10 protein-coding genes and 1 other RNA gene are annotated in these 15,401 nt (G+C 43.4%); 2 read left to right on the top strand and 9 right to left on the bottom strand.

All coding sequences use genetic code 11. The features are described 5' to 3' along the window. Position 1: 1 nt before the first annotated feature. The 6 genes from LZT21_RS05955 to LZT21_RS05930 form a co-directional block, all read right to left on the bottom strand. Positions 2–1,195 carry an efflux RND transporter periplasmic adaptor subunit gene (locus LZT21_RS05955; RefSeq protein ID WP_233936620.1) on the bottom strand — a complete coding sequence of 398 codons (1,194 nt, stop codon included), beginning with the start codon at positions 1,193–1,195 and terminating at the stop codon, positions 2–4. A gap of 78 nt (positions 1,196–1,273) precedes the next feature. Next, positions 1,274–2,737 (bottom strand): TolC family protein, encoded by a 1,464-nt coding sequence (locus LZT21_RS05950; RefSeq protein ID WP_233989858.1) that lies wholly within the window; start codon positions 2,735–2,737, stop codon positions 1,274–1,276. A gap of 148 nt (positions 2,738–2,885) precedes the next feature. Further along, positions 2,886–3,533: a recombination mediator RecR gene (gene recR, locus LZT21_RS05945; protein WP_233923711.1), complete on the bottom strand. Its 648-nt coding sequence runs from the start codon at positions 3,531–3,533 to the stop codon at positions 2,886–2,888. Continuing rightward, complete coding sequence (locus LZT21_RS05940) at positions 3,533–3,856, bottom strand: YbaB/EbfC family nucleoid-associated protein (RefSeq protein WP_233936618.1); 324 nt, start codon at positions 3,854–3,856, stop codon at positions 3,533–3,535. The genes recR and LZT21_RS05940 overlap by 1 nt, the downstream gene beginning before the upstream one ends. A 72-nt stretch (positions 3,857–3,928) precedes the next feature. After that, entirely contained in the window at positions 3,929–5,515 is a 1,587-nt protein-coding gene (gene dnaX / locus LZT21_RS05935; RefSeq protein ID WP_233989856.1) for a DNA polymerase III subunit gamma/tau, read from the bottom strand. A gap of 24 nt (positions 5,516–5,539) precedes the next feature. Beyond that, on the bottom strand, positions 5,540–8,695 hold the full coding sequence (locus LZT21_RS05930; protein WP_233989854.1) for a CHAT domain-containing protein: 3,156 nt from the start codon (positions 8,693–8,695) through the stop codon (positions 5,540–5,542). A 71-nt stretch (positions 8,696–8,766) separates the two neighbouring features. Here LZT21_RS05930 and ffs point away from each other — a divergent pair. Next, an RNA gene (gene ffs / locus LZT21_RS05925) (signal recognition particle sRNA small type) lies at positions 8,767–8,864 on the top strand. A gap of 79 nt (positions 8,865–8,943) precedes the next feature. After that, complete coding sequence (locus tag LZT21_RS05920; protein ID WP_233989852.1) at positions 8,944–10,137, top strand: outer membrane beta-barrel protein; 1,194 nt, start codon at positions 8,944–8,946, stop codon at positions 10,135–10,137. Positions 10,138–10,550: 413 nt separating this feature from the next. Here the strand turns inward: LZT21_RS05920 and LZT21_RS05915 are convergent, their stop codons facing one another. Genes LZT21_RS05915 through LZT21_RS05905 form a run of 3 tightly spaced genes read right to left on the bottom strand, consistent with a single transcriptional unit; the run spans position 10,551 to position 15,232 of the window. Beyond that, on the bottom strand, positions 10,551–11,519 hold the full coding sequence (locus tag LZT21_RS05915; protein ID WP_233989851.1) for a tripartite tricarboxylate transporter substrate binding protein: 969 nt from the start codon (positions 11,517–11,519) through the stop codon (positions 10,551–10,553). After that, entirely contained in the window at positions 11,512–13,143 is a 1,632-nt protein-coding gene (locus LZT21_RS05910) for a hydantoinase B/oxoprolinase family protein (protein ID WP_233989849.1), read from the bottom strand. Before LZT21_RS05910 ends, LZT21_RS05915 begins: the two co-directional genes overlap by 8 nt. After that, a complete protein-coding gene (locus LZT21_RS05905; RefSeq protein ID WP_233989847.1) occupies positions 13,136–15,232 on the bottom strand; it encodes a hydantoinase/oxoprolinase family protein in 2,097 nt (698 codons plus the stop codon). Before LZT21_RS05905 ends, LZT21_RS05910 begins: the two co-directional genes overlap by 8 nt. Positions 15,233–15,401 lie beyond the last annotated feature (169 nt).

The following is a 15,401-nucleotide window of genomic DNA, read 5'->3' as shown; positions in this document are numbered from 1 at the left end:
CTTAGTCCTCTTGCCTAGCAAAACGATCGTTCAGCAGCACAGCACCATCGGTTAATACATTAGCATTAGGCATTAAACCCTCGGTAACTGCATATGTTTTACTATCGATGTCATAGCCCTTCACGGGTACCCGTCTATAGGTATCGCTAGCGATACGCATAATCACATACTTACTTTCACGCACCCGAATAATGGCAGTTTGGGGTAACACATAAGCCTCAGCCATGCCCGTAGTTAGTTTCGCTGAAACATACATGTCTGGTCGCAGCAAGCCCGCCGAGTTATCTACATCGCAACGAATTAAAAGCGCGCGCGTGACTGGGTCAATTGTGGGCGCTATATAGTTTGCATAAGCAATAAATTCTTTATCGGGGTAAGCCTCGGTACGAAGAACTAATTTTTGCCCGCGGCTAATTAAACGCATATCTTGCTCAAATACATTCCCTAAAAACCAGAGCTGCTTAGGGTCGGCCAAGGTTGCAATAACATCGCCTGAATTCACAAAGGCCCCTGGATCGACATTGCGCTTTACCACTACTCCCTGCAAAGGTGAACGCATAATTAAATTCGGCTGACCTTTTTCGGTTTTCTCTAAATTCTGAATATCTTGATCAGAGGCGCCTAAATTGCGCAAGCGATTACTAGCAGCTTGAACCGTAATTTGGGCATCACCCAGAACATCACTTAAGGATTGCTTGCCACTTAATACTTGAGTTGTTTTGGTCGCCAATAAAAACTCTTGCTGAGCCGAAAGAAACTCAGGGCTATAAAGCTCAACAATAGGCGAACCTGCTTGCACGAGTGCGCCCTCAAAGGCATAAATTCGCTCAACCCTACCAGGTATGCGGGCAGAAAGCACTTTCGATTTCTCGGCATTAAATGCTAGCCGTCCAGGCACCTTAATGTCTTCCGATACTTGAGCCTTTTGTACAACTTGGAATTGATAGATAGCTGGGTTTAACTTGAGGTCAGGAAGTTTTATCTCAATCGCCCCACTTTTTTCAACCTTCAGCTCCACTTTCTCTGCTTTTTCAAGCCCCACTACTCGATTCACATTGGTAATGCGTCCGACCAAAAAGCCCAAGGCCAAAATAGCAAAAGCAAAGGCCACTAAACGCACCCGCTGGCGATTATCAGGCGTTAAATCCCAATACATGGCAAAAACTTGGTCTTTGAAAGCACGCAGACGACTCATTACGCTCGCGCTAAGTGGCTTGATCAGAGCAAGAGTTTTTTCAAGATAGATGGTCAGTTTTTTTAACATTCGTAATACCTATTCAATTGGGTCTTTACCTGCCGCAGCAAATAAAGTAGCCTGAGCTTGCATTAAATTACTTTCTGCAAGCGCTAGTTGTATTTCAATCGAGCGTAATTGAATTTGTGCAGTCATTAAATCGTTAAACCCTTGACCATTATTAGCATACTGTATCAGTGAAACCTTATATGCGGCTTCGGCCACCGGCAGCTGACGGTCACGTAGAAATTCATACAATTTTTTAATTTGCTCATAAGAAGCATAAGAACTCCCCACGCCCAAAATAATCTCTTGGTGCATTGAGGTATTACTGGCCTCAATGGCCGCTTGGTTTCGTACTGCCTGCTCTACTCCGTACCGCTCCTTCATAAAGAAGTACAAGGGAATGACAATATCGAACTCAATTTGGTAATACGAAGCACTATTATTCGCCGCAAATGGGCTACGGTTCATAAAGTTCGTGCCAATAATCTGAAAATCGGGCAAATACGCTTTCTTTGCGTAAGTAACGCCTTTTTTAGCGGCATCGACTTGCAACAGCGAGCTTTTCAACAAGGGATGGCTCGATTCAGCATAGCTTTCTAACTCGACCAGAGTGGGTACCTTGCGCACTGCTGCACCTGGATCGCCACGCAATACTAATTTTTCACGGGGATCACGCCCGATTAATACATTAATATTTTTATAAGCAACTGCGAGTTGTCGCTCTAAAGTAAAGCGATCCGATTCAGCAGCGCTTTGTGAAACTTGCGCATTCAAGAACTCCACATAAGCAGCAGAGTAATTCGCATAACGTGCTTTCGCAATATTTTTAATCAGCTCAGTACGCACTACAGTTTCACTCAGCACTTTTAATTGTCGTTGCGAGGCGAGCGTACTGTAGTAAAGACTAGCTAATTGTGCGCCATACTGTAAATAAAGATTTTCATTGCGCGCTTGTAAGGCCTCGGCAGAGGTATCGGCAATATCGGCAGCCAAACTGCGCTTACCTGGAAACTGAAAAGGCTGCTGGAAAGAAAACGCATTCTGACTTTGTGGGCTAGTTCCCGCAGTACCAAAGGCGAGTGGCGAGCCTGACCCAGGCATACCAGAAACGACTAGCCCAACTGTGGGGTTGGCAGGCGCATTAATTTGCGGCACGGTCGCCTTGGCAGCAAAATAGGCTTCACGGGCGGCAATCAATTGCGGGTTATTCGCTCTTAACTCATTCCAGAGCTGCCGCAAATCCCAACTGCTACGCGCATTGTTCACCGATTGATTGAGAATTTTAGGTAAGGGTAGCTCGGTAGAATTCAGTTCTGGTGGCGGTAAAAATGACTCAACTTTATTGCTCGGGGCGGCACGATTAAAAGCATCAAACTTATTGGTAGGCTCTACCGTCACCGTTGCCGGTACAGATTGAGCAAATGCACCGTAGCCATAGCCGAGCGTCAACAAAGTAAAGCAGACCACGCTCAGGGTGCGCCGAGGTAATTGCTTCAACAAGTGACTGCAGGGTTGGTTAAATAAGTTCAATTCAATCGAGATATATTATTAAATTCGGGTTTACCCCCCGAATTATAGGTGACAAAGCCCTATTTTTAGTAAAAATTCGATGTACTATCCCTATGATTTATAAGCAAAAAATAGCTTAACCCAAGGTTCGACGATCGAGCATGGCTCGTGCCAAGGTGCCTGCATCGACATACTCTAGCTCCCCGCCCACCGGTATACCACGGGCGATTCGGGTTACTTTGATGCCTTTGAGTTTTAAAACCTCGCCAATATAGTGGGCGGTGGCCTCGCCTTCGCTAGTGAAATTGGTTGCTAAAACAACCTCTCGCACTGGCACTTCAGTATCGGGATTCTCAATGCGAGCAAGTAAGCGATCAAAGTGAATTTCGCTTGGCCCCATACCATCTAGCGGAGAAATACGCCCCATCAAAACAAAATAATTGCCCTTAAAACTCAGGGTCTGCTCGACCATCACTTGGTCGGCAGGGGTTTCGACAATGCATAACAAACTGGGATCACGCCGCAAATCACTACAGGTAACACATATTTCAGTTTCCGAAAAAGTATTACAGCGTTTGCAATGCCCTACTTTCTCCACCGCCTCACCAAGCGCTTGAGCCAACAACGCCGCACCTGTACGATCGTGTTGTAATAAATAAAAAGCCATGCGTTGTGCCGACTTAGGTCCTACCCCAGGCAGCACTCTTAAGGCATCAATTAAGCGCTGTAAAGCATCTTGCGGCAAATCGTACTTACCGTTCGGCTTCGTTGAATTTCGCGTCATTAAAACGGAAGCTTAAATCCAGGTGGCATCGGCATACCTGCTGTCGCACCCGACATCAGCTTTGAATTTGCTGCCTCGGCTTGCTTAAAGGCATCGGCATAAGCTGTCACAATTAAGTCTTCGAGCATTTCGCGGTCTTCCATCGCGCCAGCATCAATTTGCACGCGCTTGGTTTCATATTTACCCGTAATGGTAATTTTTACTAAGCCACTCGCAGCTTGCCCTGTAATTTCAAGCGCACTTAACTCTTCTTGCGCACGCTTCATATTTTCTTGCATTTGCTGAGCTTGCTTCATCAAGCCTGCCAATTGACCCTTCATCATTTTGCGTCCCTCATCTTTTTACTCAATTCCGTATTACGTATTTGCCAATCTATTCAATCACAGCAACTGCAGTTACAGCGGCCGTACTGAACCACTTACAACCTTTGCGCCGAATTGCTTTTCGAGCTCTTTAATCAAGGGGTCTGTAGCAATTTGCTCTTCGGCATTTAAACGGCGTTCTTGATGAACTTGCGCATCAATTTTAGCCACCGACTGAACAACCGCACCCCCAACTACTTGAAGTCGTACCGGTTTGCCAAAATGGGCAGCAAGCACTTCGCGCAGGCGCTCCACACAATCATCCGTGGCTAATTGGGGCAAGCTGCTTAACGCAGTGATTTTAATTCCCTGAGCTGAGTCAGTCCAATCTTGTAAATCAGTTTGAAAAGCCATTTGCTGCACTAAACCACGCAGCGGTAACTGACGCATTAAATCGTGCCAATTGGGACGCCCCGCTGGCGGTAACGCTTTGCTTACAACTGCCGAAGGCGTAGCGAGGGGTGCCGATGAGGCTACCGGCTTACTGGCGGGTGGTGCCTTTGGCGATAAATCGCCTGATCCCGCTGGACGAAACGCCAGCATCCGCAACAAGGCCATAGCAAAGCCAGTCTGCTCATCAGGTGCCAAGGAAATATCAGCCCTACTGGTAATTGCAATCTGATAAAACAATTGAATTTCTTCACGGGTGAATACCGACACCAAGCGCCGAATTTCACCTGCCTCGGGCCAATCATCTAATACCGATTCGGGTACAACTTGTGCAGCGGCAATTTTTTGAATGAGGCTCGATAAATCCTGCAAAGCTAAGGAAAACGACATGCTACGCACGCCCATTTCCTCCGCAATAGCCAATAAGCTCGCCCCATCATGTGTTGCCAGGGCATCTAACATGCTAATGAGATAAGCATCATCTAGGGTACCCAACATGCCGCGAACTGCAGTTTCGTTTACAGCGCCAGCAGCATACGCAATGGCTTGATCAGTCAGTGAAAGCGCATCGCGCATCGAGCCCTGCGCAGCCTTGGCAAGTACCCGTAAGGCTACAGGCTCATAACTCACTTTTTCAGCGGCTAATACTTTTTCCAGATGCTCGATGATCAGCGCAACCGGCATTTGCTTTAAATTAAATTGTAGGCAACGCGACAAAATTGTTACTGGAATTTTTTGCGGATCGGTCGTTGCCAAAATAAACTTCACATGAGGAGGCGGCTCTTCGAGCATTTTCAACATCGAATTAAACGCTTGGGTACTTAACATATGTACCTCGTCAATCATGTAGACCTTAAAGCGTGCGCTACTTGGTGCATAGGCGGCTTTTTCAAGCAAAGCAGCCATATCATCGACCCCGCGATTACTAGCGGCGTCCATTTCAATGTAATCGACAAAACGGCCTTCATCAATTTCAACGCAGGCGGGGCACTTACCACAGGGCTCTGAAGTCATCTGACCTTTACCATCAGCGCCAGTGCAATTTAAGGCTTTGGCCAAAATACGGGCAATGGTGGTTTTTCCCACACCGCGTGTACCCGTAAATAACCAAGCGTGGTGCAGGCGCCCCTGATCTAGAGCATGTGTCAAGGCTTTGACCACGTGGTCTTGCCCTACCAATTGGGTGAAGGTTTTAGGGCGCCACGAACGGGCTAATGCTAATGCGGTCATCCCTAGATTCTAACAAGGCTTGAATCAATCCCCCACCACCATAAATGGTGCCCAAAAGAGTGGGTGGGCATAACTGTATTTCACCGTACTGCCCTCTTTCACTCCTCCCTGATCGATTTGCGCGAGCATTGCTTGTCTTAGGGCTTCGGGTTTGGCTAAGGTCTTATTGTCTTGTTGACGCTTAAAAAGATCAGTCATCAGTTGTCTTGATGCGACGGAGTCTACTGGCCAGTTTGAGACTAAGAGTGCTTTGGTTCCTGCGAAGAAGAAGGCTCTACCAAGACCAGAGACTGCTTCTGAGGCAGCGCCTTCGCCAGCGGCCGTATTACAAGCCGATAGAACTACCCAATCGGCATTCAGTTTTAAACCAATGACTTTATCCATGGTAAGTAGTCCATCATCCTTATCTCCCGTGACATCGGGTGACGATAAAGCGAGCGCTGGTTGGGTTAAACCATTAAGCTCTCCCGGAACTAAACCGTGGGTAGAGAACATCACCACCTTACGGTTAGACAGATCCATTGACATGACTTGCTTCACACTGGCCTGCTTATGTAAAAAGATATCGTCTGGCCCAGCTCCTACCACTTTGGCAATATCCTCAATCTCAAGGCTCGTATCCGGTAGTCTTGGCAGTAGAGCTAGTTCAGCAGAACTGACTCCCGCAGTTTTAGGAGCGCTGCGCAAAGCCAAGGGAATGCCTCTAGTAGCTAACTGAGTCCCTTTAGCTTTATCGGCTTGTTTTTCTTGGGTAGCGCTAAAGTACGGGTCACCAAAACCGACAAAGCTCTTGCGGTTGGGATCGCCCTCAGGCAGACTTCTTAGGGCTGTGAGTGCAGTAACTGAGGGAATCTGGGCAATGGCAATGTCTTTGGTTAAAAAAGGCACAGTCTTGTATCCTGCAAAAGGAGTTCCCGCTTTAGTGGGTTGGGTCGTGGCTTTAGTAACTAAGACCGATAAAGGCAATTGGCCTAGTTCGGCGTGGGGTACCACAATCAAGACCTTTTTACCCTTCAGAGCCGACTCTACGGGCGCGAGTATCTGTTGATAGAGTTGATTAGCGAGCACCACATCAAAAGGCGGAATCTCTTCAACCGAAGAGACCCCAGGATCTAAGGCTTTACGCAGTTGCGCCACTTCTTTTGCGATTTGTACTCTACCAATAGGCAATTGCACAAACTGTACCGGAGCATCTTTACTAATCGCCCAGACATAACCTACCGTATCAGCAAAGTACCAAGAGACTAGCACTTCATCGGGCTTAAGTAACTTCTGCGTGCGCTCAACCGTCGCCGGCTTAGGATCAACTAACTCGGCGTACTCAGGAAACTTCTTCTCAATCTCTTTTTTAATCGGGTCACGCTGGGCTTTAAAGGTATCAATATCGGTTTTAAGTTTGGCTTGTACACCAGGGAGTTGTTGATTAGCGGGGGCAGATAAGAGGCCTGTTAACAAATCAGATAAGGTATTAATCCGCCGCTGTAAATCTTGCTCTTGACGTGCGAGAGTAGCGAGTTGGGGGTCTTTAATTGAAGCGCGCGCGGCACTCTCGGTTAAGGCGCGTTGTACCCCACTACCGCGTGCCACATCAGCGATTTGGAAAGCTTCGGCAGCAGCATCACCTGCTTGAGAGGGGCTTGTTTTAGCGCTTTGGGCAAGGAGTGCCAAGTAATTACTCAACACAAAATTAAGGCGCTGGGTCTGAGTAAAGCTACCGGTTGAGTTCTCGGCATCATTTTGGGCTTGATTAACTAAAATGGGGATTGCTTGTTTAAATTCGGTAGCTGCGGAACTACTTTTACCATCAGCTTGTAATGCTGAGGCATGAAAAGCGCGGGTCATTGCTAGACTAGGAGAGTTTTTATCCATGCGGCCTACTGCCTGCTTGAGAAGCCCATCGGTCATTTGGGTGGCTTGGGCTGCTTTATTGGTTTTAAGCATGGCTAGTACCCAGCTTAAATTTCTTGGTTGAAACTTAATCAATAATTCAGGGTCTCTCTGTAAATTGCTTAATAAATTTGAATAAACTTTATCTGCTTCAGCATATTTGCCCTCAGCGGCAAGAACTTGGCCGAGAAAATTTTTCTGCCTTATCATCCGAGTCGACAAGTCATCAGAATTACCTAAAGTTAATATTCTTAAAGACTCAAGGGCTAAAATGCGAGCCTCATCAGCCCTCCCCTGAGCCAAAAGAATATTTGCTAACGTGGTTAAACCTGAAGTAATTTCAGGAGCTACCACTCCAAAGGAGCTTATGACGGTGTTAATACTCTCTCTAGCCATTATTTCAGCATCAACAAATTTATGTTGATTTAAAAATGCCATTGCTAGGTTATTCTGAAGTTCAGCTAGTCTGCTTTTGGCATCGATTACTCTAGTACTTTCAGCATTTCGTTCGGAGGAGTTAAGCTCGTTAGTGACACCCTCATAACTAGCTATAGTATCCAGTGTTAATTTAATGGCCTTACGGAATCTCCTTTCCGCATCAATTGGTCGCCCCTCTCTAAGAAAAATTGACCCCCTAACAGTCTCAACCTGACCCTCTAAGCGCACTTTGTCAACAAAACGTACTTTAGGATTAGCTAATAGTTGTTCTAACTGGGTTTCAAGCAAGCCCATAGTCTTTTTTGCAGCTTCTAAGTTGCCAATAGTAAGAAAATATTGAATTAAAATGCGATTATTGGGTATAAAACCCCTTTGATTGCCGATCGAAAAATTTATTGCATATGCTCGCTGCATTAAGTCAATTGCTTTAAGAGGATTGCCATTTCTCATTTCAGCCAATGAATAATAAGTAAGCTCGTCAGCGCCAGCTCCTCCAGTGAGAGGATATTCAGTGATTATTTTTTCATAAATAGCAACGGCAGCTCTATAGTTGCCAAATCTTTCAAATGCCTTAGCTTGTTTATAGTAAAAATTATTTAATATTTTGGGATCATTTGATTCTGGTTTAGGAGATGCCAGAATTTTTTTTGCTTCATCTTGAGCAGCGAAGTCTTGCTTACTAGTATCAAGCACCTGCAAAATATCCTGAATATTTCTAGGTGGGGCTTTTACGTTTTCTAGTTCTATATCGCCTTCTGAACCCGCAGGAGGGTTAACTTGAGCTAAGCAGAAACCAATTCCACTAAGGCCGACCATCATCGACATTAACGCAATTCTGACTAAACTCATATTCATTATTTGCCCCCCTAGGTGTGACCCAATACTAATACTGCCATAGGTATTCGAACAAGGCTAAAATGTGGGTGGACGGGCCTCCTCGCATGGTGGCTTGGTAACCTGGTCAGGTCGGGAACGAAGCAGCCAAACCCAAGTACTGCCAGTGCCGGGGGTTGGGCTCGTCCCCTTCGCTGACGCTTCAATTCAAACATCTTCTAAAGCAAAGCTTGTCCTCTAAAAAATATCCATCAATTTGCTGCAACATTTTGGCAGCAGCACTAGGACTTATTGCTAATAGCGGCTTATGCCAAACAGCGACTCTGCAGTCCTTTATATCCGCTACGCCAACCGATACTATTCAATTGGGTATTAATATGGATAACTCGCTTGAATTTAGCGGCAAGGGGCTGGCAATTGATTTAGGTCAATATGGTGAATGGATCGCCTCAGCCGCAGTAAGTGCTATTGGCGTCAGCCAAACTAATACAACCTCTGGCTATCCAAGCACCACTGCCGATCTCTCGAATGCACAATTAATTTTGCAAAAAAATACTGGGGTGGCTCAGTTTTATTTTAAAGCAGGTTCGTATAGCTTTCCTACACTGGGCACAGCATACAAAAGAGCGAATTTTTATACTGCCGATACTTATGGCTACGTTCCACAGGTTTATGCCGCTTATGTTCCCAATAGCAATTGGTCGGCAATGATAGGTAAGCTGCAGGCCATGGGGGGTTATGAGTCTGGCTTCACCTACCAAAACTTAAATATTGCCCGTGGCATCTTATGGGCCCAAACGAATGTCATTACCCGCGGTATTCAAGTCAATCACACTCAAGATAAGATCGATTTGGCTTTTACGCTTAATGATGGCGCGTATTCAGGAAAATATAATTGGCTGGGTGCTTCAGCTAGCTATCGACCTAATCTAAATCATTATCTTGGCATTAGCTATGTCGGCTCCTTCAGCCCCAATAATACGAATACTTTTAATACGCCTTTATTAGAAAACAATTCGCAAATTGCTAATGTCGTTTATAAATTTAGCTCTGATCATTGGCAAGTTGTACCTTATTTACAGTACTCATTGATACCCGCCAACCCTTCGATTGGTATACCTGTTTCGTATACCACTCGGGGTGGCGCGATATTGGTGAACTATAAAATGCGCCCTACTGAGATGGGCGCAGCTAAATTAAAGAATATAAGTTTGCCAGTGCGCGTGGAGTATTTATCCACTAACGGCGGCAATGTAGCTGGGGCGCCAATACTGCTTTACGGCCCCAATAGCTCAGCCTGGACCTTCACCATCACCCCCACCTATCAGTTTGAGCAATACTTCATGCGCCTTGAAGCATCGCTCGTAAAGGCCATAAATGCCACCGCTGGTGCAAGCTTTGGCGCAAATGGCACTAATACCTCTCAAGTAAGGGCTATGGTTGAAGTGGGGATTTTGTATTAACTGAGAAACTACACCCCAAATCGCTAGCCTTAGTAGGGCTATTTACCACGTTAAATATATGTCAGCAACACCAGTAAACGCCAGATGACGACGGCTAGGCAGATACCAATCAAAATGTAGTAATTTAGTTCAATGCGAAATAAGCGAACACGTTTATGGGTGTAGTCAATTGCAAGCATGAGATTTCCTTTATTAAGTCAAGCTGGGTTAAAGATGTAAGCGTAAAGCCTGCATTAACCATTACATAGCAGAAAAATCGTATTTTCTTGTAGGAAATTACTGAGAATCAGTATTTCTGCCTTGCGCTACTTTCTTTCTTAAAAAAGCGGGCTCTCCGGTTGTCAAGCCAATCACATCACGACCAATAATAGAGCTTGAAATTGAGACTGCAGATACAACTTAAAAAAATGAAACTAATCTCTAATTTTATTTCTAGCAACTATCATTTTCCAAAGCTCCATATCTTTATTTAAATATTCTTGAAATTCTAATGGAGACATTTTTTGCATAACGATGCCACTTTTATTAGTCAGCACACTAATTAACTCTGGATCAGATAGCGCATTATTAAAACTTTGATTAATGGTCTCAACCGTCTTTTTTGGCATCCCTTTAGGCCCCATTAGACCGTAATAAACTCCAACATTAAAGTCATAGCCTAATTCTTTGAAGGTTGGAATATCTGGGGAGAGTATTGATCGACTCTGTCCAGTTATCGCAAGCGAAGTAATCCGCTCCGACTTAATGTCTCCGAGGAGCGGATTAATCAATATATCAACCTGTCCACCCATCAGAGCCGCCAATGCATCACCCCCGCCTTTATAGGGAATGTGGGTCATTTTGATATTTGCAGTTTGCTCGAACAGCACACTAGCCATGTGTGGTGTTCCTCCCTCTCCAGAGGATCCATAATTCAGTTTTCCAGGATTGGCTTTAGCGTAACTAACCAACTCTTTTATAGAGTTAATTTTTAAGTCATTATTTACTTTTAATATTACTGGTCCTATGCCTAAATAAGCAATTGCCATTAGATCTTTTTTGACATCAAAACTGAGATTTGGATAGATCGCGGGACTAATCGCAATGCTATTGGCAACCACAAGAAGGGTATAGCCATCTGGCTTTGATTTGGCTACTAGTTCAGCCGCAATATTACCGCCAGCCCCTACTTTATTTTCTATAATGACCGGAATTTTTAATGTATTAGTGATCGATTTAGCAAAAGTTCTTGCTACTAGGTCGATACTGCTTCCCGGAGAAAATCCTACAACAAGAGTAATTGGCCTATCAGGATAAATAGGCTGAGCTAAAGCAAAACTAACAGCAGCAAAAAAACCTAAGGTAGGTAGTATAAAAAATTTAAAAAAAAGTAAATTATTCATATTGAGTGCTCGAGGTAGTATATCCGTGGTGAAAGTCAAAATTTATTAAATTTACATTCCGGTGCTTTTTTATACCATAACCCCCCCCACCTGGTGTGCGAAGCAGAACTTCATCTCCTGGCTGCAAAGTATGAGGTTTACGAGAGTCAATTTTTATATCATTAATATATACTTCCCCTAATTTTCCTGATTCACCTCCAGCGATTCCGGGAGCTGCAACGATAAGTCGTTCAGTTAAAAAGACAATAGTTAATGGAAATGAATGCATATTAATAAAACTAATTTCCTCACCAAGGCCGCCTCGATGTAAGCCGGCCCCACCAGAATCAGGGAGTAGTAATTTTCTTTTAAAAAATAAGGGAAAGTCTCTTTCAGCAATCTCAATTGGCGTTGGAGAAATATTACTTGGCCATGACATAGCAGATGAGCCATCTTTTAAGGCTGTTGCACCTAATCCCCCATTAAAAAATAAAACACTGGCAAAAGGTTTTCCATCTTCTTTTATCCCATTTAAATTGGCGATCCATACCGGTGATCCAGAGGCGGCCATTACCTTTTTTTCCAGAATAGGCGCAAGTGCACCAAAGATTAGACAGGGCACGTAATGACCCGTACAGGATCTTCCTCCAACTGGAGCAGGTGACTTTGGGTTAAGAATCGACCCCTCAGGAGCAGAGGTAGTAATTGCTTTAAATAAACCATAATTATTAGCCAGATTTGGCAAAAGTAAGGATTTAATCGTATAAATCACCATTGCATTTGTATAGGGAAGAACACAATTGATTGCAAAATTTTGCTGCTGTGGTGAGCCTGAAAAATCACAACTAATATGTAAATCTTTGATTTCAACCTTTACATGAAATTGGAAGCGCTCTTGAAACCCGTCAGTTTCCATTGTGTAATAGTAATTACCCTCTGGCAGAGCTTTAATTGCCCTACGCATAGCTTGGTCGCTAAGCTCAAATAACTCTTTTGCTAATTCTGAGAATGAATTAAGTTTATATTCTATAAGTAATTCTTGGATTCGACTCTGAATTAATTCAACTGCACCTACATGACAAAATATATCGCCAACAGTTTGGTCTGGGGTACGAACATTAGTTTTAATTAATTGAATTAACGTGAGATCTTGCTCTCCATTTCTCATTAATGGCATTATTGGTATATGAAAACCTTCTTCATACAATTCACGAGCATCAACTGAGCGAATCTTTCCCCCAATATCAGGGACATGTCCAGCTGTAGCTGCAAAGCCAACAATCGTTTCTTGGTAGAAAAGGGGCTTTACTAAACAAATATCATTTAAGTGGCCTGTACCAACCCAGGGATTATTAGTGATATAAACATCACCCTTTAGCATTTTATCTTTGCCGATTATATTAATAGTAGCTTGAACTGTATTTGGTAAGGTGCCAATAAAAGATGGCAGACTGCCGCTATTTTCAGCGAATGCATGACCATCGTTATCGGTTATGACAACAGCAAAATCATTTGCTTCAGAAGAGAGAGTTGAAAAGGAGGTGCGGATGATTAACTGAGCTGCTTCATCAGCAATTGCTTGTACTCGCGACCAAAAAATTTGCAAGAAAATTGGATCTGAGTTCAAGATCGGTGCATTATTCATTCCTAACCTCATTTTGAATATTGATGATTAGGTTACCATTAGGACTTAACCTGACAAATCCCGATGGTCCCACCACGATCGTCGTACTGGGCTCTTCTATAAGTAAAGGGCCCCAATGTTGGAAGCGCGAGTCTAACTCCTCTCGATTAAAGACGGGAGTATCTATGAAACCATTACTTTCTTGGAAATATACGCGCCGAAATTTTGGCGTTGGAATTATATGCAATTCTTCAACTTGCCTTACTTTTTGTTTTTGAAGTGGAGTTGCGCTTCCAGATATTCGTAGATTTACTAATTCGATTACACCATTAGAGGGTGTACGTCCGAATTTTTCTGCGTATGCAGCTAAAAATGCATTTTTAATACTTAGATTATTTAACTTCTTGCCATGAGAAGCGGGTAAATTAAAAAGCAAATTAAATCCTTGCCCTACAAAACGGGCTTCAGCTTGATAATGTATGTGAATGGGCCCATAGCTTTTACTAAGGGCTTGAAGAGATGACTGTATTTCTAATTCAAGAACGTGGATATTCTTATCTAACTCTGCAACGAGATCAAAATCAGGTTTATAGCTTATTGTTTTAGAACGGTCAGTTCTGGCCGAAGCGATTAACAAACCAAATGCAGATGCAGTTCCTGCATCAGGAGGGCAGATAACAGTTGAGATGCCTAATTTTTTAGCTACCATATAGCCATGTAGGGGTCCTCCCCCTCCAGTTGCAAGCAGGGCAAATTTACTAGGGTCACGACCTTTTTCCGCTACATGCAATCGCGCAGCAGTTGCCATATTTTCAGCTACTAGATTATGAATGCCCCATGCAAGTTGAATTTGGCTTAATTTGAAACTAGCACTTAACTCTTTTAAGTACTGTTCTGCTGTGTCCATATATATAGGGATGCTGCCACCAGCAAAAAAAACAGGATTCAAATAGCCTAATAGTAAGTTCGCATCGGTAACAGTTACTTGATTACCACCTAGGCCGAAACAAACAGGCCCAGGTTCAGATCCAACACTTTTTGGACCCACTTGCAAAAGGTTTAATTCATCTTGGCACGCTATACTGCCGCCGCCAGCACCAATTTCAATTAGCTCAACCGTTGTGATATTAATCGGAATACCACTACCCTTCGAAAAACGCTTACGTCTAGCAGCCTCAAAGTTATAGGCAATAGAGGGTTGATTCTCATTGACTAAGCAGAGTTTTGCTGTAGTCCCACCCATATCAAAGGCTAATAAGTTGGCAACGCCTTCTTGTGCACCAAAATAACCTGCAGCAATAACTCCAGCAGCTGGACCAGATTCAAGAAGCTCAATGGGTTTATTTTTGGCTTCACTAAGATGGCTTAGCCCACCATTAGAGAGCATCATTAATACTTCAGATTGAACTCCTAATTGGAAAAGTGCACTTTCTAATTGATTTAGGTATGCTAAAGCGATTGGCTTAATGTATGCATTAGCAATAGTAGTCGATGCTCTTTCAAACTCGCGGATAATTGGGCTAACTTCCGAAGAAATAGTTACCACCAAATGCGGAAATTTTTCTTTAATCAGTTTAGCTAGCAATTCTTCATGTGTAGAATTGATATAGGAATGAAGAAGGCAAATAGCAACCGACTCAACCCCCAAACTAATTAGTCTTTCAATCTCAAATAAGGCTTGCGACTCATCTATTGCTTCAATTTCAACGCCCTTGGCATTAATTCTTCCGGAGATTTCAGCTCTATGCGATCTTGGTATTAATGTCTCAGGTCGATCAATTGCCAAATCATAAAGATCATATTTACGCTCATTACCAATTTCAATAATATCTCTAAATCCATGATTGGTAATCAGGCCAGTGCAAGAGCCTTTGCGTTCAATGAGTGCATTTGTAAATAAAGTTGTTGCATGCATGATACAAAAAATTTCTTTAGCAATAACTTTTTTTTCTTGAATTAATTTTTTTAATCCAATCGTAATTCCAAGTATTGGATTATTGTGCGTAGTTAGTACCTTTATAGCCTCAGATTTCTGCGTACTTAAGTTAAAAGCAACAATATCAGTAAAAGTTCCGCCAATATCAATACCAATAGACCATACCTCTTTCATTATCTATGATCTCTTTTTTTGTTTTAATAAATTGAGGTAGATTCAAACACGAAGTGCAACACGGTTTAAAGATTGCATAAACACTTCACTTGGTGTTTTAAATCCTAATCGCTTTCTCGGTCGGTTGTTTAATCTATCTTGGATCATTCTAAGCTCCTCGTCAGTCACA

The sequence above is a fragment of the Polynucleobacter sp. IMCC 30228 genome (assembly GCF_021395205.1).
GTDB lineage: Bacteria > Pseudomonadota > Gammaproteobacteria > Burkholderiales > Burkholderiaceae > Polynucleobacter.
Note: the sequence above shows the minus strand (reverse complement) of the source record. Positions and strands in the feature narration are given on the sequence as shown.